Here is a 22,354-nt window from a genome sequence, read left to right as displayed (position 1 = left end):
GTGATCGTTCCCCTGCTGGTGTTCGTAGTCCTGTTTCTCTGGTCGGCACCATGGCCAAGGCACTGCCCCTGCACCACATGATGTAAATTTGTGTGAAATAAAAATCTGCCGGGGCGGGTCTTATCCATAGTGCCTCACTCAGCCCCGGGAGTTTTTCATGTTGATCAAGCGTCGTACCGCCCACCCCCTCACCGAACAGGATGTCACCCCGGAAGCCGTCTATCAGGACCGCCGCCTTATTCTCAAAGGGCTGGGTCTGGGCGTGGCTACTCTGGCGTTTCCCACTCAGGCCGGAGTGCTCGACCTGCTGCGCGGTAAAGAGGATGCTCCCCAATTAGCCACCAGGCCGCTTAACAGCAAGCCTGCCGACCGCCCGGCCAATCTGGTGCTGACACCGGAAGAGAAGGCCACCAGTTACAACAACTTCTATGAGCTCGGCACCGACAAGTCCGACCCGGCTCGCAACGGCCATTACCTCAAGCCAGAACCCTGGACCCTCAAGGTGGAGGGGGAGGTGGCCAAGCCTTTTACCCTCGATGTGTGGGACCTCATCAACAAGAGCGAGCTGGAGGAGCGGATCTACCGACTGCGCTGCGTTGAAGCCTGGTCCATGGTACTGCCCTGGAACGGCATCTCGCTGGCAGAGATCATCCGCCGTGCCGAGCCCACCAGTCGCGCCAAGTTTGTTGCCTTCGAAACCCTGTTTGATCCGAAACAGCTGCCGGGTCAGGCCTCCAGTCTGGGGGGCGGTATAGAGTATCCCTACGTCGAAGGGCTGCGTATCGACGAGGCGATGCACCCTCTCTCTTTCCTTGCGATGGGGCTCTATGGCAAGACCCTGCCCGCCCAGAATGGCGCGCCGATCCGGCTGGTGGTGCCGTGGAAGTACGGCTTCAAGAGCATCAAGAGCATCGTCTCGATCCGGCTGGTGGAGGAGATGCCGCCGACCACCTGGAACCTGCTGGCTCCTAACGAATATGGCTTCTACGCCAACGTCAATCCGCAGGTGGATCACCCGCGCTGGAGTCAGGCCAGCGAGCGCTTTATTGGCGAGGGTGGAGTATTTGGTGCTCTGGCTGGTTTTTGCCATTCCGGCTGGTCTGCTGGGGGGGATCCGGTGCCCGAGCTTATCCACTACCTTGGCAAGGGGGCGCTCAATCTGCTGCTGCTCACCCTGCTGGTCTCGCCGCTGGCCAAGCGCTGGCGGCAGGGGCAGCTCATCAAGCTGCGCCGCCCCCTCGGGCTCTGGTGTTTTACCTGGGCGCTGCTCCACTTCATGGCGTGGCTGGGGCTGGATCTGCAGTTTGACTGGGGCCTGATTGGCGGCGAGCTGGTCAAGCGCAGCTATATCGTGGTGGGGATGGTGGCATTGCTGCTGCTGGCCGCCCTCAGCATCACTTCGCTGCCCGCATTGCAGCGCCGCATGGGCGCCGCATGGCAGAAGCTGCACAACTGGGTCTATGCCATCGCCTTGCTGGTGCCGGTGCATTACTGGTGGTCGCTCAAGAGTGGTTGGGGGGAGCCCCTCATCTACCTGCTGCTGGCATGCGCCCTGCTCTGGCCTAGGCGGGAGAAGCTGCTGCGCCCCATGCGGGGGCGCTGGAATGCAAAAGAGGCCTAATCGGCCTCTCGTTGTTTGATCTCGCCAGTGTAGGCATCGACGATGAGATGCACCTTCTGATCCTGGCGATTGAGGGTTTTGACCTCGAATTTGTCCCCTTCCAGCTCCACTTCCCGAATGTCGTGATACCCTTGCGCCAGCAACAGTTTGACCAGCCCGGCCATGTCGAGACGGCTCTGGGCCGCCCAGCTTGTGGCACTCAACAGGCAAAGGATCAGCAGGAAACTGCGCGGGATCATATTCATTCCGGATTCATGGCTGGCAGACTATAAACGCCATTATGTTAGGTTTTTGGAGATGAATCATCCATGAATAGAGCGCTCCCTCTGCTTGGGTTATTGCTGCCGGTGCTGGCACAGGCGGTCACGCCTGATGAAGCCATGCTGCAGCAAGCTGTCCATGAGGGACGGGTTCGGCCCTTCCATGAAATGATGGAGGTGGCGGCCAGATTGCCGGTGCGGGTGTTGCGGGTGGATCTGGGGGAAGAGGATGGTATCTGGCTCTATGAACTGCGAGTCATCGATCGGGAGAATAGCGTGATCAAGGTAGCCTATCGGGCCGACAACCTTGAGCTGGTGTGGGCCAAGGGCCACCATCTGGAGCGGTTGTTCGAACCGCCAAAGCCCCCGGTCGAGGATGATGAATAACCCCTGTGTGGAAGCCTGTTCATGCGAATTCTGATTGTTGAAGACGAAAAAATTCTGGCTGGCCAGCTGGCCGAACAGCTGCGCCTCTCCGGCTTTGTCACCGACCTCTGCCACGATGGCAACGAGGCCGGTTTCCTCGGTGAGACCGAACCCTATGACGCCATCATTCTCGACCTCGGCCTGCCGGGGCGCGATGGCCTGAGCGTGCTGAAAGAGTGGCGTAGCAAGGGGATCGATACCCCTGTACTGGTGCTGACCGCCCGTGGCCAGCTGCACGAGAAAATCGAGGGGCTCAACGCCGGTGCCGATGACTACCTTACCAAGCCGTTCCAGGTGGCCGAGCTGGTGGCGCGAGTCCATGCGCTGGTGCGCCGGGCGGCAGGCAACGCCAGCTCCATTCTGGAGATTGGTGGAGTGCGGCTCGACATGGCGGCGTCCCAGGTGTGGTACGAAGGGACTCCCATCAAACTGACCGCCCACGAGTTCAGGGTGCTGGGTTACCTGATGCAGCACAGGGGCAAGGTGGTGTCGCGTAGCGAGCTGATCGACCACATCTATGCTCAGGATTTCGACCGCGACTCCAATACCGTGGAGGTGTTCATCGGCCGGATCCGCAAGAAAACCAACCCCGATCTGATTGAAACAGTGCGCGGCCTCGGGTACCGGATCAACGAATGAGGCTGGTCAGAACCCTGCGGGGGCGACTGGTCGCCATCGCGCTGGTGTGGTGCGGGCTGTTTCTGTTCGCCACCGGTTTCAGTCTGCAGACCATGATGCGCAACTACTGGCAGGAGGCGGAGGCCGACGGCCTGCGCCTGCAGCTTTATGATCTGCTCTCCCGGCTGGAAGTGGCCAAAACCGGCCTGCCGGTGGTCACCGGCTCCCTCTCCGATCCGCGCTTCAATCAACCCTACTCCGGCTACTATTGGCAGCTGGAATTGGGCCGCGATGTGGTGGGGCGCTCCCGTTCCCTATGGGATACCAACCTGAAGAGCGATGGCCTCAAGTCGGCGTTTGGCGATCCCGACCTCTTCGTCGGCAAGGGGCCCAACAAGGAGCCGCTGCTGATCATGACCCGCACCGTGCTGCTGCCCGGTTCGGATCGGGTGTTCACTCTGGTGATGGCCAAGGACAGTAGCGCCCTGACCCAGACCCTCAACAAGACCCGCATCAGCCTGTTCCTCGGTCTCGGCTTTGCTGCCGCCGGTCTGGTGCTCGGCTTCATGTTCCAGATCGTCTACGGTTTGCGGCCGCTGCACCTGCTGCGCCGTGAACTGGGGCGGGTTCACGAGGGCCATCAGGAGGGGTTCCGGCTGCGCTATCCGCTGGAGATCCAGCCGCTGGTGGAGGATATCAACCGGCTGCTGCACCACTACGGCGAGCTGCTGCAGCGGGCGCGCTCCCACACCGGCAATCTGGCCCACGCCCTCAAGACGCCGCTCAGCATCATGCGCAATCAGGTGGCTCAATTGTCGCCGGAGGATCAGGCCTCCATCGGCGAGCAGCTCGACCAGATCCAGCGCCATATCGACTACCACCTCGGCAAGGCACGGGTGACCGGTGCCGCCAAGATCCTCGGGGTCTCGACCCCGGTGCGGGCGCGGGTGGAGTATATCTGCCGCGCCTTCTCCCGCCTCTATCCGGGCAAAACGGTGGATCTGCAGGTGCCCGCCAATCTGGCGGTCGGGGTGGAAGAGCAGGATTTCGACGAGATGGTAGGCAACCTGCTGGAGAATGCCTTCAAGTGGTCTGCCAGCGAGCTGCGCATCTCCAGCGCCGAGCTGGGGGGCTGGATCACCTTGCGTATCGAGGATGACGGCCCCGGCATGAGCGAAGATCAGATCGCCAAGGCGGTGCTGCGCGGGGTGCGGCTCGACGAGAAGGTGCCGGGCTCGGGCCTGGGTCTCAACATCGTCTCCGATCTGGCGGAAGCCTATCGGGGCAGTTTCATCATGGGCCGCGCCGAACTGGGAGGTCTGGCCGCCTCACTCTCGTTGCCCAAGGTGGCAAGAGTCGAGAGCTAGGCATAACATATGGCATTTGTTTTAGCCTGAGGAAGAGAAGCATGACCGACGATCCGTGGGCACTGTGTCACCTTGACGATTCGTTTGATGCCTCTGTGCTGGGGGTCAAGGGCGCCCAGATCCAGTGGTTTGAAGACAGGGATGGCCTGATCGCGTTCCTTCTGGAAGATTTTGTCGACCTGCTGGCCGATGTGGGCGAGCTGGATGAAGAGCAGACCGAGCAGGCGCGCGAGCGCTTCACCCTGCTGGTGGAGCAGAGCTTCGACGATCGCACCCTGATGGATGCCATCAACGATCTCGCCTCCGGCCTGCGCCGCATCGCCTGGTTGGGGCCGCTCTCGGAGCTGGCCGAGATCAGCGACGAGTTTGCCTCCGGCCTGCGTCGCTATTTCTGGAGCCAGTACGACGGGGATGAAGATGACCCGGACGCCTGGGTGCCGGAAGAGCTGTGGCCGCAGCTGGTTGAATGCGCGCAGGAGTATATGGAGGAAGGGGAGTTCTAAACCCGTTCCGACCATGCCTGAGCTTTGGCAGACGGATAAAGAAACGGCGCCTTGATGGCGCCGTTTTTATTGGGTGGTAATCGCCTTAGCCGTTGGCCGGTACCGCGTGGGCGGTGTTGGCCAGCACCGGGCCTGTGTACTTCTCGATCTGCAGCTGGGCCATGTGGCCGCAGTTGCCCTGCGCCAGATTGGACGAGCCCTCGTCGAAGGTGAGGCAGTTGACGTTGCCGTTCTTGCAGATGCTGCCCGCTTCGCCCGGCTTGGCCGGGTCATACCAGGCCCCTTCGCAGATCCGCACCACCCCTTGGCGCACATCTTCGGAGAGCAGGGCGCCCACCAGGATCTGGCCGCGTTCGTTGAAGGCGCGCACCAGATCCCCCTGGGCGATGCCACGAGCCTTGGCGTCGGCGGGATGGATCATGATTGCTTCGCGGTCGGCGATGGCGAACTTGTCCCGCAGCGGGGTGTTGTCGAGCTGGGAGTGCAGCCGCTGGGTCGGATGCGAAGTGTTGAGCGACAGCGGATAGCGCGCCGCCACCTCGCTCTGCACCCACTCCTTGGGCTCATACCACTTGGGATGACCGGCGCAGTCGGCATAACCCATCCCGGCTACCGTGTTGGAGAAGATCTCGATCTTGCCGGACGGGGTGCCGAGCGGATTGAGCAGCGGATTCTCGCGAAAATCGGCGTGACGGATCCACTGCCGGTTGGCCTCGGGGATCGGGAAGCGGATGTAATTGTTGGATTCCCAGAACATGTTGAACGGCGGCAGCGCGACGCGGGCGCCGCGGGCCTGCGCCGCCATGCCGTCATACATCTGCTTGAGCCACAGCATCTCGTCCTTCCCTTCGGTGTACTGCTCCTGCACGCCCAGCTTGGCGGCGATGGCGCTGAAGATGTCGAAGTCGTTGCGGGCTTCAAACTGGGGCGGGACGCACTGGTGCATCGGGAACACATAGCGCTGGGAGTAGTCGCCGCCCATCTCCAGATCATTGCGCTCGTAGCTGGTGGTGACCGGCAGCACGATATCGGCGTGTTTGGCGGTGGCGGTCCAGTAGGGCTCGTGAACGATCACGGTCTGCGGCTTGCGCCACGCTTGCAGCAGGTTGTTGGTGTCCTGATGGTGGTGGAAGGGGTTGCCGCCCGCCACGTAGACCAGCTTGATGTCCGGATAGGTCACCTTGCGGCCGTTGAAGTCGATGGTCTTGCCCGGGTTGGCGAGACAGTCGGCGATGCGGGCCACCGGGATCGGTGCCGGGCTGTTCTTCGGCGCGTTGCCGGCGGAGATACCCGCCAGAATGCCGCCCTTGGCGGTGGGGCTGCCACCGGAGGAGTAGTGGTAGCTGAAGCCGTAGCCGCCGCCCGGCAGGCCGATCTGGCCCAGCATGGAGGCCAGAGTGACCAGCATCCAGTTCGGCTGTTCGCCGTGCTGCTGACGCTGCATCCCCCAACCGGCCATGATCATGGTGCGCTTGGCGGCCATGTCGAGAGCCAGCTGGCGGATCACCTTGGCATCGACGCCGCAGACTGTGCTCGCCCATTCGGCGCTCTTCGGTTGGCCGTCATCCTTGCCGAGCAGGTAGTTCAGGAACTTGTCGAAGCCGACGGTATAGCGATCGAGGAAAGCCTGATCGTGCTTCTTCTCGCTGTAGAGGGTGTGGGCCACACCCAGCATCATGGCCACGTCGGTGTAGGCGTTCGGGGCAATCCACTCGGCGCCGACCAGCTTGGCGGTCTCGTTGTAGATGGGATCGATGCTGATGACGCGGGTGCCCTTCTCTTTCAGCGCCATGAAACCGGCCTGACCTTCGTGGTCCGGTATGTTCCAGCTGTTCTTCAGGGTGACCTGAGCGTTGACCCCCCACAGCACCACCAGTTCGGCGTTCTCCACCACGTTGGGCCAGGCGGTCTGCTGCTCGTACACCTCGATGGAGCCCATCACATGGGACATGATCACCTGAGCCGCACCGGTGGAGTAGTCACCGGCATAACCGGTGAAACCGCCGGAGAGGTTCATCAGGCGGTGCAGCAGGGTACGGCTGTTGTGGAACATGCCGACGCTCTTCCAGCCATAGGAACCGGCGTGGATCGCCTGCGGACCGAAGTCACTCTGCACGCGCTGGATCTCGCCGGCCACCAGTTCGATCGCCTTGTCCCAGCTCACTCGCACCCACTCGTCGGCACCGCGTAGCTCGGGTTTGGCGCCCGGGCCGTGCTCCAGCCAACTCTTGCGTACCATGGGGTATTTGATGCGGTTCTTGGCGTGCACCTGGAACGGCGCCATGTCGATGAGATCGTTTGGCGCCGGATCATCGGCCACCGGCTGAACGCGCACCATGCGGCCATCTTCGACGATCGCCTCGAAAGCACCCCAGTGGGCGCCGGTCAGAATGCCCTTCTGGGCGGGCACCAGGGTCGGGAACTGACTCAATGCGGTGCTGATGGCTTGCGCCAGCGCACTCTTGGGAAAAATGCCGCCGAGCAGGGGCAGGGCTGCGCAGGCGCCGAGCCCCTTGAGCAGGTTGCGGCGGGACAGATTGGTCTTCTTGTCATTGAAAAAAGTCATAACGGTTTTCCTCTGTGCCAGCCTTAGTGGGCCGCGCTCATGTCACTGGCGTGTTTCTGGACATACTGGGTCAACATGCGAGCCTGTTCCGGGGTCAGGGAGGTACGAGATTCCATCCCCTTGATGACGCCGATCCACTGGTTGGCATTAAAGTGATCCAGCGCGGTGAGGCCGTGGCAGCCGGTGCAGTTGTTGGACATCAGGGTGGAGGCGTATTGCCACAGCTTGCCCTGATCGCCGATAAGCTGGCTCTGGTCGACCCAGGCGGTCAGCTTGACCTGATGCCAGGTGAGGTTGGTGGCGCTGTCGGTTTCGCTCTGGCCGGTGACCAGCGCTTTCTTGGCGGCATCGCCGACCAGTACGCTGAGGATCCGTTTGCCCGGTGCGGCGTAGAACACTTCGCTCACACCATCCTGTTGCCAGCCTTCGATCTGCACCTTGGCGCGGCCGTTTTCGTTGGCTAGCACTTCCACCTTGGTCGAAGGCATCAGGGTTCCTTCGTCGGTCTTGGCGGCGGCATCGAGGAACAGCGGGGTGGTGGCGATGGCGTAACGGGTGGTGACGTTGGCCGGGGTCTGGGCCGCAGCCTGCGCCAGCTCGCTGGCACCGGCGGCAGCCAGGCCGCTCATGTCAGGCATGATGTGGGCGACACCGCGGTGGCAGTCGATACAGGTCTGGCCTTCCTTGATGGCGACCGGGTGCTCGGCACGGGCATTGGGGCGCTGGGCCAGAATGTCCATCGCCTCGTAGCTGTGGCAGCTGCGGCAGGTAGCGGAGTCGTTGGCTTTCAGCTCGTCCCAGACGGACTGGGCCATCCGCAGCTTGTGGGCTTCATACTTTTCCGGGGTATCCAGCGTGCCGATCGCCTCGTGATAGATATCCTTCACGGCACGGATCTTGGTCCACAGGTAGGAGGTGGGGTCGCCCGGGATGTGGCAGTCGGCGCACTCGGCGCGGATCCCCTTGGTGTTCTGGAAGTGGACACTGCCCTGATACTCGGCGAGCGGAGTCTGCATGGAGTGGCAGGAGACGCAGAATTCGGTGGAGCTGGTCTTGTGCAGCACTGTCACGGTGACACCCAGTGCCGCGACACCCAGCAGGGCCCCGAGCAGCAGGAGCCAGAACCAGGTTTTTCTTATCAGTTTTCCAATCATGGCGGCGTTTTCCTACGGTCAATAATTACCTACATAGTACTAGTCCAATAGTAGTAGTAATGACAGGGATAAGGCGTTGACCTCCATCATGGTTTATATTTTTGATTGTTGTCACATTTTGTCTTTTGTTTTGTTATTGATTTGATTATCGAATTAAATTCATTCTTTTTCTGTTTTATCTATTTGTGCACTTTCCGCGACAGCTGTTAGCCCCCTCGCAAAACCCCACAAGATTCGCTGATATAGTGAGCAGTGAGCCTCAACGGAGTGTCGCTGATGAGCCCTTTCTCGCTGCTGTGTGTCGCCGCCAACGTGCAACTGCTGGCCGAATTCGAACAGGAGTTGGCTCCGCTGCTCGGCCATTTCGCGCTGGTGGTGGTGGTCGGTCAGGGGTCGGCTGAGCTGGCCTTGGACGAGCTGGATAGCAAGGGGCAGCCACCCGCCGTAGTGGTGTGTGACAGCGAGCTGGGGGATGGGCGAGGGGCCGATTTTCTGATCCGCCTCGGCAGTCGTCACGAGGCGTGCCGCAAGATCCTGCTGGGCAGCCAGCCGGAAATGAAATCGATCATCGAGGCGGTGAACCTCGGTCGTCTCGACTACTACCTGCAACGCCCCTGGCGCGATGGCAGCCTGCGCCGGGCGGTGATCGAGCAGGCGAGCCACTTTGTATTGCAACGTCCCGATGCGGATCTGCTGAGCTATGCCGCCGTGCTCGACAACCAGAAGCTGCTGCGAGCCCACGTCGATCGCCAGTTGGCTGCCTATCGGCAGGGCTTTATGGATTACACCCACTGCAGCGATGAAGAACTCTCCCGGGTGGTGATCGACGGCCTCTATCAGTTTTTCGAGGGTAATGACGAGGAGCGGGTCTGCCGCCACTACAGTCCGGGCCATGTGCTGACCCGCGAGGGGGAGCCCAACAGCTTCCTCTGGTTTATCGCCAAGGGGGAGGTGGTGCTGCGCAAGCGGGACGAGCAGGGGGTCGATCAGGAGGTGGTGCACTACCGTACCGGCTCGCTGGTGGGGGGAATGTCCTTCGTGACTGGCGAACCCGCCTTCACCACCGGGGTGACTCTGACCGGTGCCGAGGTGATCAAGCTCGACAAGCTGCAATTCTCCCGGGTGATGCAGGCGCGCAGCGAACTGCTCCCCTCCTTTACCAACCTGCTGCTGCGCCACTTCAACCGCCGTCTGCAAAACAGCATCCGCACCGAGATGCGGCTGCAACAGACCCTCAACTCCCTCGATGCTGCTCACGCCCAGCTGGTGGAGAGCGAAAAGATGGCGATGCTGGGTCAGCTGGTGGCCGGTGTAGCCCACGAGCTGAACAACCCGGTGGCGGCCATTATCCGTGGCAGCGAGACCCTGCGGGCCGCCATCCCTGACCTGGTCAATCTCGAACTGCCTGCCCCCATCAAGGGTCTGGGCAACCAGACCCTCTGTCAGGCGCTCTCCTCCCAGCCGGTCTCGACCCGCGAGATCCGTGACAAGACCCGGCAGGCAGAGGGGCGCTTTGGTGATCGCCAGCAGGCGCGGCTGGCGGTGCAGATGAATCTGGATGACGAGCTTAACTGGCAGCGCTGGTTTGCCAGCCGCACTGCCGACGAGCGGGAGGCGCTGCTCTCCCGGCTGGAGCTGTTCCAGCAGACCGGCAGCTTCCTGCGCAACATCGAGGTGTGTGCCCGTCGCATCGGCGATCTGGTCAAGAGCCTCAAGCAGTATGCCCGGCAGGATCGGGACGAGCCCTCGCTGGTAGACCTGCACGAGGGGCTGGAAGATACCCTGATGATTTTCGAAAACCGCCTCAAGCATCATGAGCTCTGCAAGGAGTACCAGCCGTTGCCGCTGGTGCGCTGTCACCCTATCGCCCTGCAACAGGTGTGGACCAACCTGATCGCCAACAGTCTGGATGCCATGAGCGGCCCGGGGCGGCTCACCATCCGCACCGGATTGCTGGATCCCGAGTGGGTCATGGTAGAGATCGAGGATAGCGGTTGCGGCATCGAGCCCGAACTGTGGCAGCGGATCTTCGATCTCAACTTCACCACCAAGCGGGAGGGACATTTCGGCCTCGGGATTGGTCTGAGCGTTTCGCTGCAGATAGTGCAGCAGCACCACGGCCGGATCGAGGTGGCCTCCGAGCCGGGCCGTTACACCCGGATGCGGGTCTGTCTGCCGCTGGACGGCATGGGGCAGGCCGGTTACGGGGGCGAACCTCATCACAACAAGGAGCATGCGGCCTGAGCCGTGGCCAGCATCAATCGCGCGGCGTGCCAAACCATGTCGCCAAGGAGGAGCAATGAACAAACACTATCTGATCCTTTGTGTGGACGATGAGCGGGAGGTGCTGGATGCGGTGATCCACGATCTCGCCCCGTTCCGTTCCCACTTCGAACTGGAAGCCGCCGAGAGCGTCGATGAGGCGCGTGCGGTGGTGGAGGAGTGGGAGCGCGACGGCAACAAGCTGGCGCTGATCCTTTGTGACCACATCATGCCGGGAACCCTGGGGGTCGATTTTCTGGTAGAGCTGAACCGGCGAGCCTCCACCCGGGCCAGCCGCAAATTGCTGCTGACCGGACAAGCCGGGCTGGAGGCCACCGTTGAAGCGGTCAATCGCGGCGGGTTGCACTACTACCTTGCCAAGCCGTGGAAGCTGGAGACCCTGCAAGAGGCGGTGCGCGAACAGCTGACCGACTACCTGCTGGCGGAAGATGGCGAAAATGCCTTCCACTATGCGCCGCTGCTCAATCAGGCGCGGCTGTTTGCCGCCATCCACGATCACCCGTTTGACGAATAGGGGCAGTTGGGCTTTCGCGGTGGCAGTTGTATACTGTCTGCATATACAGTATTGCAGGTAGCCACCGATGCGACTCTTTATCGCCGAGAAGCCCACGCTGGGCCGCGCCATTGCCGATGCCCTGCCCAAGCCCCACAAGAAGGGCGACGGTTTTATCGAAACAGCCCAGGGGGATGTGGTCACCTGGTGCATCGGCCATCTGCTGGAGCAGGCCGAGCCCGATGCCTATGACGCCGCCTTCAAGCAGTGGCGGATGGATCATCTCCCCATCATCCCCGCCCAGTGGCAGTTGGTGGCCAAGCCCAAGACCAAAACCCAGCTCACCGTCATCAAGCGGCTGATCAAGCAGGCGGACTGCGTGGTCAACGCCGGTGACCCGGACAGGGAAGGGCAACTGCTGGTGGATGAGGTGATCGACTTTCTCGGCTACCCGAAATCCAAGCCGGTGCAGCGCTGCCTCATCAGCGATCTCAACCCGCCCGCGGTGCGCCGCGCCCTCGACAAGCTCAGAGACAACAAGGAGTTCGTGCCGCTGGCGGTCTCGGCGCTGGCCCGCAGTCGGGCCGACTGGCTCTACGGTATCAACATGACCCGCGCCTACACCCTGCTCGGGCGTAAGGCGGGTTGCAGCGAGCTGCTCTCGGTTGGTCGGGTGCAGACCCCGCTGCTCGGGCTGGTGGTGCGGCGGGATCTCGAGATCGAGGCCTTCGTCCCCAAACCCTTCTACGAGGTGCTGGCCCATCTGCTGACCGATAGCAACGAGCGCTTCATCGCCAAGTGGCTGCCATCGGAAGCCTGCCTACCGTGGCAGGATGAGGAGGGGCGGGTGCTCAACCGGGCGCTGGCCGACAAGGTGGTGAGCCGGATCAACGGCCAGAGCGCACAGGTTGAATCGGTGGAGGAGCAGGCCCGCAAGCAGGCGGCGCCGCTGCCCTACAACCTCTCCAGCCTGCAGATCGATGCCGCCAAGCGCTTCGGCATGGATGCCAAGCGGGTGCTCGACATCTGCCAGAGCCTCTACGAGCGTCACAAGCTCATCACCTACCCGCGCTCCGATAGCCGCTATCTGCCGACCGACCACTTCAAGCGGGCCGAGCAGGTGCGCGGCGCCATCGCTGCCACTGCTCCTGCGCTGGCCAAGGCGGTTGCCGAGGCGGACGGCAAGATCCGCAGCAAGGCGTGGAACGACAGCAAGGTGGATGCCCACCACGCCATCATCCCCACCGAAAAGCAGGGCAACCCCGCCACGCTGGGGGCCGACGAGGCGAAGCTCTATGGCCTGATTGCCCGACAGTATCTGCTGCAGTTCTATCCCCCGTTCGAATACAACGACAGCAAGGTGCTGCTGCGTATCGCCGGTGGTCTGTTTCAGGCCAAGGCGCGGCGCATTCTCAAAGCGGGCTGGAAGGCGCTGCTCGGGGTGGAGGAGGATGACGACGAAGAGAAGGCGGGCACGCTACCCGCGCTGAAGGAGGGCGAACAACTGTTCTGCGAGCGGGGCGAACTGCAGGAGAAAATGACCCAGCCGCCCAAGTCGTTCACCGATGCCACCCTGCTGGCGGCCATGACCGGCATCGCCCGCTATGTGCAGGATCCCGAGATCCGCAAGACCCTGCGCGACACCGATGGTCTCGGCACAGAAGCGACCCGGGCAGGCATTATCGACCTGCTGTTCAAGCGCCGCTTTCTGGTGCGTCAGGGCAAGAGCATCAAGGCGACCCCGACCGGGCGGGCGCTGGTGCAGGCGCTGCCTGCTACTGCCACCACGCCGGATATGACGGCGCTGTGGGAGCAGAGCCTCGGCCAGATCGCCGAGCGCCACGGCAGCTACCAGCAGTTTATGGGGCCGCTCACCGAGCAGCTCAACGGCCTGATCGAGGGGGCGCGGCAGGACTCCGGCGCCAGCTTCAGCGCCCTGCCCAAGGAGGCGCCGGGTGCCGGCAAGCGGCGTTTTACCAGGCGCAAGAGTCCGGCGGCCAGCACGACTGGCGGGCCCCGACCGCGCAAGACGGCCAGCAAGCGCCAGACCAGGGCGGCATAACGAAAAAAGGCGCCCATCCCGGGCGCCAAAGGCATTGTTGTCAGGCTGCCTGAGTGGACAAGCTGGCACGGATCCTGTGCTGGTAGTGCAGCACCACACCGAGAAACACCAGATCCTTGAACAGGAAGAACTCGGTGACTGGCACGCCGTCAACCATCTTCCAGACACCTGTCAGAGTCAGCAGGAAGCTCAGCGTCGCCAGGAAGGTGACGATAGCCCCCATGCTGCACCAGTAACCGATGCGAGGTTGCCACAGACCCACGACCAGCCCGATGGCGATCACTATCTCGACCACCCCGATCAGGTTCGATACGCTCTGTTCCGACAGGGGGCCATAGAGCCAGCTCATCAAGGGGTGGCTGGCTACCAGTGGTTTGATGGCGGCTGCCTCTGTCGGGGTAAACTTGAAGACGCCGATCCAGAGCAGGGTCAATACCACGCCCGCCAGGGCGACCAGAAAGCCTTTGTCATGTTGCTGCATGGGGGGCTCCTTGTTTAAGGGGTCAGAGTGACGGGCGGGAAGTCGATCTCGGTCGCCGCCAGGTGGTTGCCATAGTTGGTCAGGGTATTGACCACCACCTGGCCGAGCACCTCCAGCAGCAGCTCGTCATCTACGCCTGCGGCACGGGCGCTAGCAAGCTGCTCGTCACTGATCACCCCGCGCTGGTTGACCAGTGCCGTTGCCAGTTGCAGCAGGGCGTGATCAAGGGGAGCCGAGGCCTGGCCGAGCCGGGCTGCCCGGATCTCCTGGGCCGAGAATCCGGCCTTGCCCGCCAGTAGTGTGTGGGCAGACAAACAGTATTGGCAGGCGTTGGCTTGACCTATGGCCAGTGCCAGCAACTCCCGTTGTGGGGCAGTGAGACGCCCCTTGCCAAGCGCCTCGGCAAAGGCCAGGAAGCCATTGAGCAGGGCTGGCGAGTGGGCCAGGGTGGCGTAGAGGTTGGGCACCATACCCAGATTGCGTTGCAGGGTGGCCAGGGTCTGGGCGGCTGCGGGTTGCGGTTGGGATACGGGTTGGATACGGCTCATGATCTTCTCCTGTGGTAGTGAAGGTACGGGAGACAGTGTGCCGTCATTCGTGATACGGTTTATCACTCATCGTCTGCAAATAAATATTATTCGTCTCAAATATGGATCCGCTCTCTGCCCTGTTGGTTCATGCCTCCCCCGAAGCCAGGATCTTCTTCGCCGGCAACCTTTGCCAGAACTCCTCCAGTGATGAGTATCCGAGTGGCGGACATCTTCATCTGCTGCGCAGCGGTGCCGTCATGCTGCGTGAAGAGGGGGGAACCAGCTTGCTGCTCGAGGAGCCGACCCTGATCCTGTTCCCTCGGGGACGTCCTCACAAGCTTGAACCCAGAACGCTGGGGGGTTGTGATTTGGTGTGCGCCAATGTCGCATTCGGCAAGGGGGGCGCATCGCCGTTGCAACTGGCATTACCGAGCTCGCTGGTGCTGCCGCTACGTGAGTTGCCTGTCCTGAAGCCGGTGCTGAGTCAGCTGTTTGACGAGGCGTTTCACCCCCGCTACGGGCAGGATCCGCTGATCTCCCGCTTGCTGGAGGTACTGTTGATCCTGCTGCTGCGTCATCTGGTCGAGCAAGGGGTGTGTCAGCAGGGGATGCTGGCAGGCATTTCCGATCCCCAGTTGGCCAAGGCGATCTCGGTGATGCATCAGCGTGGGGATGAACCCTGGACGGTGGCCACGCTGGCGCGGGAGGCCGGCATGTCGCGGGCCCGCTTTGCCGCGAGGTTTCAGGAGCGGGTTGGTCAAGCGCCGCTGGGTTATCTGACCCGCTGGCGCATGGCGCGCGCCTGCCAGCAGCTGCTGGCGGGGGAGCCCATGGTGCAGGTGGCGCTGGGGGCGGGGTACAGCAGCAGTGTTGCCTTTGGTCGGGCATTCGAGCGGGAGCTGGGGGTGAGCCCGGGGCGCTGGCTCAAGGCGCAGCAACAAGCCGAATAAAAAACGGGGCAGCCAGTGGCTGCCCCGTGTTCATAACCGGTCAGCCGGTATAGACGTTCTCTTCCGGATAACGGATGCGGGTCTCGACCGGGCGGGCCAGCATAAAGGCCAGGGTCAGAGGGCCGAGACGGCCGCAGATCATCACCAGTACCAGGATCAGCTTGCCCGGCTCGCTCAGGGAGGCGGTGATGCCGGTAGAGAGGCCGACGGTGGCAAATGCCGAGATGGTCTCGAACATGATTTTGTCGAACGGCAGATCCTCGGTCACCATCAGCAGGAACATCGCCAGCATCAGCACCATGGTGCTGACGATGATGATAGCCAGCGAGCGGGTCACGGTCTGGGGCGACAGAGTGCGGCCAAAAGCGGTGACATGGGGCCGTTTGGTCAGAAACGCCTTGGTCGCCAGCAGCACGACCGCGAAGGTGGTCACCTTGATACCGCCACCGGTCGAGGTGGCACCGGCACCGATAAACATCAGCATCATCAGGAACAGCAGCGCCGCCGGGGTCATCAGCCCGATATCTATGGTATTGAAACCGGCGGTACGGGCGCTGGCAGACTGGAAGAAGGCAGCCAGCAGCTGGCCACCGACACCGGCCTTGCCGAGGGTGCCCAGGTTGTTGTGTTCCAGCAGCCAGAACATCAGGGTACCGGCCAGCAGCAGCGCCGGGGTCATCAGCAGCATCAGCTTGCTGTGCAGCTTCAGCTTGCGCCAGCGGCGGTTGCGCACCAGATCGACGATGACGGTAAAGCCGATCCCCCCCAGGATCAGCAGACCGGCGATGGTCAGGCTGATGATGGGGTCGTCCCTATAGTCCATCAGGTTGTTGGCAAACAGCGAAAACCCGGCGTTGTTGAAGGCCGATACTGCGTGGAAGAAGCTGACATAGAGGCCGTGCACCCACCCCATCTCGGGCACCCAGCGGATCGCCATGATGCCGGTGCCGATCAGCTGGGCAATAAAGGCGAACAGCACGATCCGTTTGACCAGCTGAATGATGTTGACCGAGCCTTCCTGTCCCAGCGCCTCCTTGGCCAGCACCTGTTGGCGCAGACCGACCCGCTTGCTGAAGATGGCGATCAGCAGCAGGGTCATGGTCATCTGGCCCAGACCGCCGATCTCCATCAGCATCAACAGAAAAATCTGCCCCTGCAGGGTGAAGGCGGTGCCTGTATCCACCACGCCAAGACCTGTCACGCTGATGGCCGAGGTGGCGGTAAACAGGGCGTTGACGAAGGTAACCTCGCCATTGTGGCTGGAGGGTTGCACCAGAAAGATGGTGCCAATCAGCAGAATGATCAGAAAGCTGCCGAGGATCAGCCGGGCTTCGCTCCAGCGAGAGTCCTGCTCCCGATGGAGGGCGAAGGCGTAGCTGCTGCGCCAGTTGATCATAGGGTTTCAAGCCAGTGGTCGATGGCGTGCTTGTTGCCCGCCAGGATCAGGATGTCGCCCAGTTGCAGCTCCATCTTGCCGGTCAGCACGTTGTGCAGCACATCACCACGCTTGATGGCGAGCAGTTGGAAATCGCTCTGTTGCAGCAGGTGGAAGTCGCCTAGTTCCCGGCCGTTCTGTTGCAGGCCGATCACGAACTCGGTCAGCACCATGTCGTGGCCCAGCTCCAGATAGTCGAACAGCCGGTTGTCCAGCATGCTCTGGGCGACCCGGCGGCCCATGTCCCACTCCGGGTTGATCACCTTGTCGGCGCCCACTTTCTGCAGGATCTTGGCGTGGAACTTGTCGCGCGCCTTGACCCACACCTTCTTCACGCCTGCCTCTTTCAAGACGAGGGTGGTGAGGATGCTGGTCTCCAGGTTGTCACCGATGGCAACGAAGACGATATCGAAATTGGCCAGTCCCAGCTCGGCCACGGTGGCCTCATCGGTGGCATCCGCCACGATAACGTGATTGCAGAGGGCGGCGATTTGCCGGGTCTTGCTCTCGTCGATATCGATGGCCAGTACTTCGGCATCTTGCCGTTGCAGCTCTTCGCACAGGGCGCTGCCAAACAGGCCCAGGCCGATGACGGCAAACTGGTTGTTCATGAGTTATTCCTCAGCAGTTGAAGTCGCCTACTCTAAACCACTGCTATTCCCCCGAAAAGGGCTCGGGTTTTTCGTCATGGGGCAACTTGAGGTAGACTGCGCCCTTGCACCAAGCCGGGATAGACCGATGAAACTGAATGCCAACGCCTCCTTGTTGAAGCTCAACACCCTTGCCCTCGATGCGTACTGCCTCTGGCTGGCCGAGGTGGAGCAGGTTGCCGATCTGGCGACCCTGCGTGCCGATCCGCAGTTCAACCAGCTGCCGCGCCTCAATCTGGGCGGCGGCAGCAACATGCTCTTCACCACCGATTTTCTCGGTCTGGTGGTGCTCAACCGGCTCAAGGGGATTACCGCTGAAGATGGTGGCGATCACTGGTTGCTCCATGTGGCGGCGGGTGAAGATTGGCATCAGCTGGTGCGTCATACCTTGCAACAGGGCTGGTTCGGGCTGGAGAATCTGGCGCTCATTCCCGGTACGGTCGGTGCCGCGCCGGTGCAGAACATCGGTGCCTATGGCGTTGAGCTGGCCGACTTCTGCGCCTATGTCGAGGCGTTCAACTGGCAGAGTGGCGAGGTTGAACGGATCGCGGCGGCAGAGTGCCGCTTCGGTTATCGCGACAGTATCTTCAAACAGGAGTATCAGGATTCCCACCTGATCACCGCCATCGGACTCAAACTGCCCAAGGCGTGGCAACCGGTGCTGGGCTATGGCCCACTGGCGGCGCTCGGTGATGAGCCTCCGGCGCAGGCCATCTTCGATACCGTCTGTGCCACCCGCATGGCCAAGCTGCCGGATCCTGCGGTGCTCGGCAATGCGGGCAGCTTCTTCAAGAATCCGGTGGTGCCTGCCGCGCTGGTGGAGAATCTCAAGGCGCGCTATCCGCAGATGCCCTGCTATCCGGCCGGAGAAGGGCAGGCCAAGCTGGCGGCGGGCTGGCTCATCGATCAGTGCGGCCTGAAAGGTTTCGCCATTGGTCGCGCCGCCGTCCATCAGGAGCAGGCGCTGGTGCTGGTCAATCTGGGGGGCGCCACTGCCATGGAGCTGATCGCGCTGGCGGCTCATGTCCGCGACAGTGTGGAGCAGACGTTTGGCGTGGTGCTGGAGCACGAGGTGCGTTTTATGGGTGCGCATGGTGAAACCTGGCTCGACGAGGTGCTCTCATGACGTTGACTCCCATCAGACAGACCCTGATCACCCTGCTTAGCGACGGCCAGTTTCACTCCGGCGAACAGCTGGGTGAGCAGCTCGGCATCAGCCGGGCGGCGGTAAGCAAACACATGGCGGCGCTCAAGGAGCTGGGGCTGGATCTCTTTAGCCTGACCGGCAAAGGCTACCGGCTGGCGGTGCCGATGGCGCTATATGATCAGGCCACCTTGCAGGTACTGGCCCCGATGGCGCCGGTGCACTGTTTTCCGGTCATAGGCTCGACCAACCAACACCTGCTGGATCGGGTCAATGAGCTGCGCTCTGGCGAGAGCTGTCTGGCCGAGTGTCAGACCGCCGGGCGCGGTCGTCGTGGCAAACCCTGGATTTCGCCGTTTGGTTGCCAGCTGATCCTCAGCATGTACTGGCGACTCGAACAAGGCATGGCGGCGGCCATGGGGCTGAGTCTGGCGGTCGGCGTGGCAGTGGTTGAAGCGCTGGAGTCCCTTGGCTATCAAGGCGTCGAGCTCAAGTGGCCGAACGACCTCTACTATCAGGGCCGCAAGTTGGCGGGAATACTGGTGGAGATGAGCGGTAGCGCCGGGGCCAGCTGTCATCTGGTGATCGGCATCGGTCTCAATCTGGCGATGCCTGCCCGTGAAGGGGAGAAGATCGATCAAGCCTGGGCCGAGCTGCGCCACATCAATCCCGAGCTGGTCGATCGCAATCAGTTGGCGGCCCGGATGATCGTCCATCTGCAGCGGGCGCTGCACACCTTTGAGCAACAGGGGTTGGCAAGCTTTGTCGATGAGTGGAACCGCCTCGATCACTTTGCCGGTCGCCCGGTGCGCTTGCTGATGGGGGATCAGGAGATCCGCGGCATCGCTCGTGGTATCGACGATCGCGGCGCCCTGCGACTGGAGACAGGCGAAGGGATCAAATTCTATCTGGGGGGCGAGCTCTCCCTGCGCCGGGGCGACTGAGGGTCAGCAAGGCCGCTCATGATGCCAAATAGAAGAGGGGGCCTGCGGGCCCCCTCTTCGTTATCCGGCAACTGCAGTCATCATTTGCGCAGTTTGATCTGCTCGATGGCGTGCTCATGGCCCTTGGTCATGATCAGGTTGGCTCGCTCACGCGTTGGCAGGATATTTTCTTGCAAATTCAGATAGTTGATATCTTGCCAGATGTTGCTCGCGATCTGGGTCGCCTCACTCTCCGCCAGCTTGGCGTAGTTATGGAAGTAGGAGTCGGGATCCGAGAAGGCGCCGCTGCGGAATTTCAGGAAGCGTTCGATATACCAGGTACGCAGCAGTTCGGCATCGGCATCCACATAGATGGAGAAGTCGACAAAGTCTGACACGAAGACCCGATGGGGCTCCTGAGGGTAGTCCATGCCGCTTTGCAGCACATTGAGCCCTTCCAGGATCAGGATGTCCGGCTGCTCCACCACCTTTTTCTCATCGGGTATGATGTCGTAGATAAGGTGGGAGTAAACCGGCGCTTCGACCTTCTCGTGACCGGCGCGGATATTGGCGACAAATTCCACCAGATGGCGGATATCGTAGGATTCCGGGAACCCCTTGCGACGCATCAGGCCGCGCTCTTCCAGTACCTTGTTGGGATAGAGGAAGCCGTCGGTGGTGACCAGCTCCACCCGCGGATGTTCCGGCCAGCGCTCCAGCAGGGCCTGCAGAATACGGGCTGTGGTACTTTTGCCCCCCGCCACGCTGCCGGCAATGCTGATGATATAGGTGCCCTTGCCGCGGGACTGGCCGAGGAACTGCTCCAGCACCCGGCTGCGACGCTGTTTGGCTTTGACATAGAGATTGAGCAGGCGGGAGAGAGGCAGATATATCTCTTCCACTTCCTGCAATGACACCTTCTCGTTGATCCCGCGCAGGGTCTGCAGATCGTGTTCGGTCAGGGTCAGGGGGACCGAATCGCGCAATAACGCCCATTGTTCGCGGGTGAATTGCAGATAGGGGTTATGCTCTGTCGTCATGGTGTCATCACTGTTTCTTGGGCACGGCGACCATACACCAAGGGTGGGGGAGCGACAAGGGACGCAGCAGGATTGGCTTGTTTGCCCCCGCTTTTTTGCAAACTTCCCAGCAATAAAGCATATTTTGCCGGGTTCAATGGTTGCATCCCCCAAAACCTTACAATAAAATGCGCGACGCTTGACTGTCTGTCGTCTATTTGCCGTGCAAAAGCGATAAACACAACGGGTGCAAGCAGAATTACCGTTGTGACAATCTGGCGTCTGGAGGGGTTCCCGAGCGGCCAAAGGGATCAGACTGTAAATCTGACGGCTCTGCCTTCGAAGGTTCGAATCCTTCTCCCTCCACCATATTTCTCTGCGGTTTGAGTTCTTTGGGTTAGAGAAATGCGGGCATCGTATAATGGCTATTACCTCAGCCTTCCAAGCTGATGATGCGGGTTCGATTCCCGCTGCCCGCTCCAAGATGCTGATATGGCTCAGGCGTTAGCAGAGCCGCACCCTAGGGTGAGTTCGGCAAGCGAACCAGCCATCAGTACCTCTCTCTTTCCCACCAGATTCAAATCCATCATATAAACTGTTCTGTGGTTAGCTTGCCACCGCGTACTCAGCGTTAGTTTAGAGGGACGATCATGTCTAAAGAAAAATTTGAGCGTAATAAACCGCACGTTAACGTGGGTACCATCGGCCACGTTGACCACGGTAAAACCACCCTGACTGCAGCTATCACCAACGTGCTGGCCAAGCACTTCGGTGGTAAAGCTTTCGCCTTCGACCAGATCGACAAGGCACCGGAAGAGCGTGAGCGTGGTATCACCATCAACACCTCCCACGTAGAATACGACACCGCTACCCGTCACTACGCCCACGTAGATTGCCCGGGTCACGCCGACTACGTTAAAAACATGATCACCGGTGCTGCCCAGATGGACGGCGCGATCCTGGTAGTAGCAGCGACTGACGGCCCGATGCCGCAGACTCGTGAGCACATCCTGCTGGGTCGTCAGGTAGGCGTTCCGTACATCATCGTGTTCATGAACAAGTGTGACATGGTAGATGACGAAGAGCTGCTGGAACTGGTCGAGATGGAAGTTCGTGAACTGCTGTCCGAGTACGACTTCCCGGGTGATGACCTGCCGGTAGTTCGTGGTTCTGCACTGAAAGCGCTGGAAGGCGAAGCTCAGTGGGAAGAGAAGATCCTGGAACTGGCTGGTCACCTGGACAGCTACATTCCGGAGCCGGAGCGTGCGATTGACCAGCCGTTCCTGATGCCGATCGAAGACGTATTCTCTATCGCTGGCCGTGGTACTGTAGTTACCGGTCGTGTAGAGCGCGGTATCGTTAAAGTAGGTGAGACCGTAGAAATCGTTGGTATCAAAGATACCGTTTCTACCACCTGTACTGGTGTTGAAATGTTCCGCAAGCTGCTGGACGAAGGTCGTGCAGGCGAGAACATCGGCGCCCTGCTGCGTGGCGTGAAGCGTGAAGAAGTTGAGCGTGGTCAGGTACTGGCCAAGCCGGGCACCATCAAGCCGCACACCAAGTTTGAATCTGAAGTGTACGTGCTGTCCAAAGAAGAAGGTGGTCGTCATACCCCGTTCTTCAAAGGCTACCGTCCGCAGTTCTACTTCCGTACTACCGACGTGACCGGTACCATCGAACTGCCGGAAGGCGTAGAGATGGTAATGCCGGGCGACAACATCAAGATGGTTGTTACCCTGATTGCGCCGATCGCGATGGACGACGGCCTGCGTTTCGCTATCCGTGAAGGTGGCCGTACCGTAGGTGCTGGTGTTGTAGCTAAAGTTATCGCTTAATCTTTGGCTTACATAAATAAAGCAAAGCCCCTAT

19 protein-coding genes, 2 tRNA genes and 2 pseudogenes are annotated in these 22,354 nt (G+C 61.2%); 15 read left to right on the top strand and 8 right to left on the bottom strand.

Annotated elements, in window-relative coordinates; genetic code table 11:
- Positions 1-157: 157 nt before the first annotated feature.
- Both msrP and ACTG20_RS21545 read left to right on the top strand, forming a co-directional pair.
- Positions 158-1,072 (top strand): annotated as a pseudogene (gene msrP, locus ACTG20_RS21550) (protein-methionine-sulfoxide reductase catalytic subunit MsrP); the annotation flags it as partial.
- Positions 1,068-1,621, top strand: a pseudogene (locus ACTG20_RS21545) (protein-methionine-sulfoxide reductase heme-binding subunit MsrQ); the annotation flags it as partial. The pseudogenes msrP and ACTG20_RS21545, both read left to right, overlap by 5 nt.
- Here ACTG20_RS21545 and ACTG20_RS21540 read toward each other — a convergent pair.
- A complete protein-coding gene (locus ACTG20_RS21540) occupies positions 1,618-1,866 on the bottom strand; it encodes a PepSY domain-containing protein (RefSeq protein ID WP_041202391.1) in 249 nt (82 codons plus the stop codon). The pseudogene ACTG20_RS21545 and the gene ACTG20_RS21540 overlap by 4 nt on opposite strands.
- Positions 1,867-1,929: 63 nt before the next feature.
- On the opposite strand from ACTG20_RS21540, the gene ACTG20_RS21535 reads away from it, so the two are divergent.
- From ACTG20_RS21535 to ACTG20_RS21520, 4 genes are read left to right on the top strand one after another with little or no spacing between them, the layout of a single operon-like run.
- Entirely contained in the window at positions 1,930-2,268 is a 339-nt protein-coding gene (locus tag ACTG20_RS21535) for a PepSY domain-containing protein (protein WP_194494704.1), read from the top strand.
- A 21-nt stretch (positions 2,269-2,289) separates the two neighbouring features.
- Positions 2,290-2,946 (top strand): response regulator transcription factor, encoded by a 657-nt coding sequence (locus ACTG20_RS21530; protein ID WP_005339826.1) that lies wholly within the window; start codon positions 2,290-2,292, stop codon positions 2,944-2,946.
- The gene (locus tag ACTG20_RS21525; protein ID WP_021231455.1) at positions 2,943-4,292 is read left to right on the top strand and encodes a sensor histidine kinase; all 1,350 of its coding nucleotides are present in this window, start codon (positions 2,943-2,945) and stop codon (positions 4,290-4,292) included. The genes ACTG20_RS21530 and ACTG20_RS21525 overlap by 4 nt, the downstream gene beginning before the upstream one ends.
- A 41-nt stretch (positions 4,293-4,333) precedes the next feature.
- Positions 4,334-4,795 carry a hypothetical protein gene (locus ACTG20_RS21520; RefSeq protein ID WP_005339830.1) on the top strand — a complete coding sequence of 154 codons (462 nt, stop codon included), beginning with the start codon at positions 4,334-4,336 and terminating at the stop codon, positions 4,793-4,795.
- An 85-nt stretch (positions 4,796-4,880) separates the two neighbouring features.
- On the opposite strand, the gene torA is transcribed toward ACTG20_RS21520, so the two are convergent.
- Positions 4,881-7,361, bottom strand: a complete 2,481-nt coding sequence (gene torA, locus ACTG20_RS21515) for a trimethylamine-N-oxide reductase TorA (protein ID WP_439987402.1) — start codon at positions 7,359-7,361, stop codon at positions 4,881-4,883.
- Between the two features lie 23 nt (positions 7,362-7,384).
- The gene (locus ACTG20_RS21510; protein ID WP_005339847.1) at positions 7,385-8,515 is read right to left on the bottom strand and encodes a NapC/NirT family cytochrome c; all 1,131 of its coding nucleotides are present in this window, start codon (positions 8,513-8,515) and stop codon (positions 7,385-7,387) included.
- A gap of 276 nt (positions 8,516-8,791) precedes the next feature.
- Here ACTG20_RS21510 and ACTG20_RS21505 point away from each other — a divergent pair, with 276 nt between their 5' ends.
- The 3 genes from ACTG20_RS21505 to ACTG20_RS21495 all read left to right on the top strand — a co-directional run bounded on the left by ACTG20_RS21505 (position 8,792) and on the right by ACTG20_RS21495 (position 13,353).
- Positions 8,792-10,759 (top strand): ATP-binding protein, encoded by a 1,968-nt coding sequence (locus ACTG20_RS21505; protein ID WP_439987400.1) that lies wholly within the window; start codon positions 8,792-8,794, stop codon positions 10,757-10,759.
- A gap of 55 nt (positions 10,760-10,814) precedes the next feature.
- Positions 10,815-11,312 (top strand): response regulator, encoded by a 498-nt coding sequence (locus ACTG20_RS21500; RefSeq protein ID WP_005341867.1) that lies wholly within the window; start codon positions 10,815-10,817, stop codon positions 11,310-11,312.
- Positions 11,313-11,379: 67 nt separating this feature from the next.
- Positions 11,380-13,353 (top strand): DNA topoisomerase III, encoded by a 1,974-nt coding sequence (locus ACTG20_RS21495; protein ID WP_194494700.1) that lies wholly within the window; start codon positions 11,380-11,382, stop codon positions 13,351-13,353.
- Between the two features lie 40 nt (positions 13,354-13,393).
- On the opposite strand, the gene ACTG20_RS21490 is transcribed toward ACTG20_RS21495, so the two are convergent.
- A complete protein-coding gene (locus ACTG20_RS21490) occupies positions 13,394-13,834 on the bottom strand; it encodes a DUF417 family protein (protein ID WP_005357613.1) in 441 nt (146 codons plus the stop codon).
- Between the two features lie 14 nt (positions 13,835-13,848).
- Entirely contained in the window at positions 13,849-14,382 is a 534-nt protein-coding gene (locus ACTG20_RS21485; protein ID WP_043823097.1) for a carboxymuconolactone decarboxylase family protein, read from the bottom strand.
- Between the two features lie 101 nt (positions 14,383-14,483).
- On the opposite strand from ACTG20_RS21485, the gene ACTG20_RS21480 reads away from it, so the two are divergent.
- Positions 14,484-15,314 carry an AraC family transcriptional regulator gene (locus tag ACTG20_RS21480; protein ID WP_194494699.1) on the top strand — a complete coding sequence of 277 codons (831 nt, stop codon included), beginning with the start codon at positions 14,484-14,486 and terminating at the stop codon, positions 15,312-15,314.
- 40 nt (positions 15,315-15,354) lie between these two features.
- On the opposite strand, the gene ACTG20_RS21475 is transcribed toward ACTG20_RS21480, so the two are convergent.
- Both ACTG20_RS21475 and ACTG20_RS21470 read right to left on the bottom strand, forming a co-directional pair.
- Positions 15,355-16,710, bottom strand: a complete 1,356-nt coding sequence (locus ACTG20_RS21475) for a TrkH family potassium uptake protein (protein WP_194494698.1) — start codon at positions 16,708-16,710, stop codon at positions 15,355-15,357.
- Positions 16,707-17,360: a potassium channel family protein gene (locus ACTG20_RS21470; protein WP_005339863.1), complete on the bottom strand. Its 654-nt coding sequence runs from the start codon at positions 17,358-17,360 to the stop codon at positions 16,707-16,709. Before ACTG20_RS21470 ends, ACTG20_RS21475 begins: the two co-directional genes overlap by 4 nt.
- A gap of 127 nt (positions 17,361-17,487) precedes the next feature.
- On the opposite strand from ACTG20_RS21470, the gene murB reads away from it, so the two are divergent.
- Positions 17,488-18,525 (top strand): UDP-N-acetylmuramate dehydrogenase, encoded by a 1,038-nt coding sequence (gene murB / locus ACTG20_RS21465; protein ID WP_194494697.1) that lies wholly within the window; start codon positions 17,488-17,490, stop codon positions 18,523-18,525.
- Entirely contained in the window at positions 18,522-19,487 is a 966-nt protein-coding gene (birA, locus tag ACTG20_RS21460) for a bifunctional biotin--[acetyl-CoA-carboxylase] ligase/biotin operon repressor BirA (protein WP_069555544.1), read from the top strand. Before murB ends, birA begins: the two co-directional genes overlap by 4 nt.
- 80 nt (positions 19,488-19,567) lie before the next feature.
- On the opposite strand, the gene coaA is transcribed toward birA, so the two are convergent.
- Positions 19,568-20,506, bottom strand: a complete 939-nt coding sequence (gene coaA / locus ACTG20_RS21455) for a type I pantothenate kinase (protein WP_194494696.1) — start codon at positions 20,504-20,506, stop codon at positions 19,568-19,570.
- A 263-nt stretch (positions 20,507-20,769) separates the two neighbouring features.
- Between coaA and ACTG20_RS21450 the strand changes: the two genes are divergently transcribed.
- The 3 genes from ACTG20_RS21450 (at position 20,770) to tuf (ending at position 22,320) form a co-directional block, all read left to right on the top strand.
- A tRNA-Tyr gene (locus tag ACTG20_RS21450) sits at positions 20,770-20,854 on the top strand.
- 38 nt (positions 20,855-20,892) lie between these two features.
- A tRNA-Gly gene (locus tag ACTG20_RS21445) sits at positions 20,893-20,967 on the top strand.
- Between the two features lie 168 nt (positions 20,968-21,135).
- Complete coding sequence (gene tuf / locus ACTG20_RS21440) at positions 21,136-22,320, top strand: elongation factor Tu (RefSeq protein ID WP_005341825.1); 1,185 nt, start codon at positions 21,136-21,138, stop codon at positions 22,318-22,320.
- The last annotated feature ends 34 nt before the right edge of the window (positions 22,321-22,354 follow it).

It is taken from the genome of Aeromonas sp. 84A, from assembly GCF_051919345.1.
Classification (GTDB): domain Bacteria; phylum Pseudomonadota; class Gammaproteobacteria; order Enterobacterales; family Aeromonadaceae; genus Aeromonas; species Aeromonas veronii.
Note: the sequence above shows the minus strand (reverse complement) of the source record. Positions and strands in the feature narration are given on the sequence as shown.

Coding starts and splice junctions, on each gene's coding strand:
- ACTG20_RS21490 (WP_005357613.1), bottom strand. CDS start 13,834: ATGCAGCAACATGACAAAGGCTTTCTGGTCGCCCTGGCGGGCGTGGTA.
- coaA (WP_194494696.1), bottom strand. CDS start 20,506: ATGACGACAGAGCATAACCCCTATCTGCAATTCACCCGCGAACAATGG.
- murB (WP_194494697.1), top strand. CDS start 17,488: ATGAAACTGAATGCCAACGCCTCCTTGTTGAAGCTCAACACCCTTGCC.
- ACTG20_RS21510 (WP_005339847.1), bottom strand. CDS start 8,515: ATGATTGGAAAACTGATAAGAAAAACCTGGTTCTGGCTCCTGCTGCTC.
- ACTG20_RS21495 (WP_194494700.1), top strand. CDS start 11,380: ATGCGACTCTTTATCGCCGAGAAGCCCACGCTGGGCCGCGCCATTGCC.
- ACTG20_RS21535 (WP_194494704.1), top strand. CDS start 1,930: ATGAATAGAGCGCTCCCTCTGCTTGGGTTATTGCTGCCGGTGCTGGCA.
- ACTG20_RS21500 (WP_005341867.1), top strand. CDS start 10,815: ATGAACAAACACTATCTGATCCTTTGTGTGGACGATGAGCGGGAGGTG.
- ACTG20_RS21475 (WP_194494698.1), bottom strand. CDS start 16,710: ATGATCAACTGGCGCAGCAGCTACGCCTTCGCCCTCCATCGGGAGCAG.
- tuf (WP_005341825.1), top strand. CDS start 21,136: ATGTCTAAAGAAAAATTTGAGCGTAATAAACCGCACGTTAACGTGGGT.
- ACTG20_RS21505 (WP_439987400.1), top strand. CDS start 8,792: ATGAGCCCTTTCTCGCTGCTGTGTGTCGCCGCCAACGTGCAACTGCTG.
- birA (WP_069555544.1), top strand. CDS start 18,522: ATGACGTTGACTCCCATCAGACAGACCCTGATCACCCTGCTTAGCGAC.
- torA (WP_439987402.1), bottom strand. CDS start 7,361: ATGACTTTTTTCAATGACAAGAAGACCAATCTGTCCCGCCGCAACCTG.
- ACTG20_RS21530 (WP_005339826.1), top strand. CDS start 2,290: ATGCGAATTCTGATTGTTGAAGACGAAAAAATTCTGGCTGGCCAGCTG.
- ACTG20_RS21485 (WP_043823097.1), bottom strand. CDS start 14,382: ATGAGCCGTATCCAACCCGTATCCCAACCGCAACCCGCAGCCGCCCAG.
- ACTG20_RS21480 (WP_194494699.1), top strand. CDS start 14,484: ATGGATCCGCTCTCTGCCCTGTTGGTTCATGCCTCCCCCGAAGCCAGG.
- ACTG20_RS21540 (WP_041202391.1), bottom strand. CDS start 1,866: ATGAATATGATCCCGCGCAGTTTCCTGCTGATCCTTTGCCTGTTGAGT.
- ACTG20_RS21525 (WP_021231455.1), top strand. CDS start 2,943: ATGAGGCTGGTCAGAACCCTGCGGGGGCGACTGGTCGCCATCGCGCTG.
- ACTG20_RS21470 (WP_005339863.1), bottom strand. CDS start 17,360: ATGAACAACCAGTTTGCCGTCATCGGCCTGGGCCTGTTTGGCAGCGCC.
- ACTG20_RS21520 (WP_005339830.1), top strand. CDS start 4,334: ATGACCGACGATCCGTGGGCACTGTGTCACCTTGACGATTCGTTTGAT.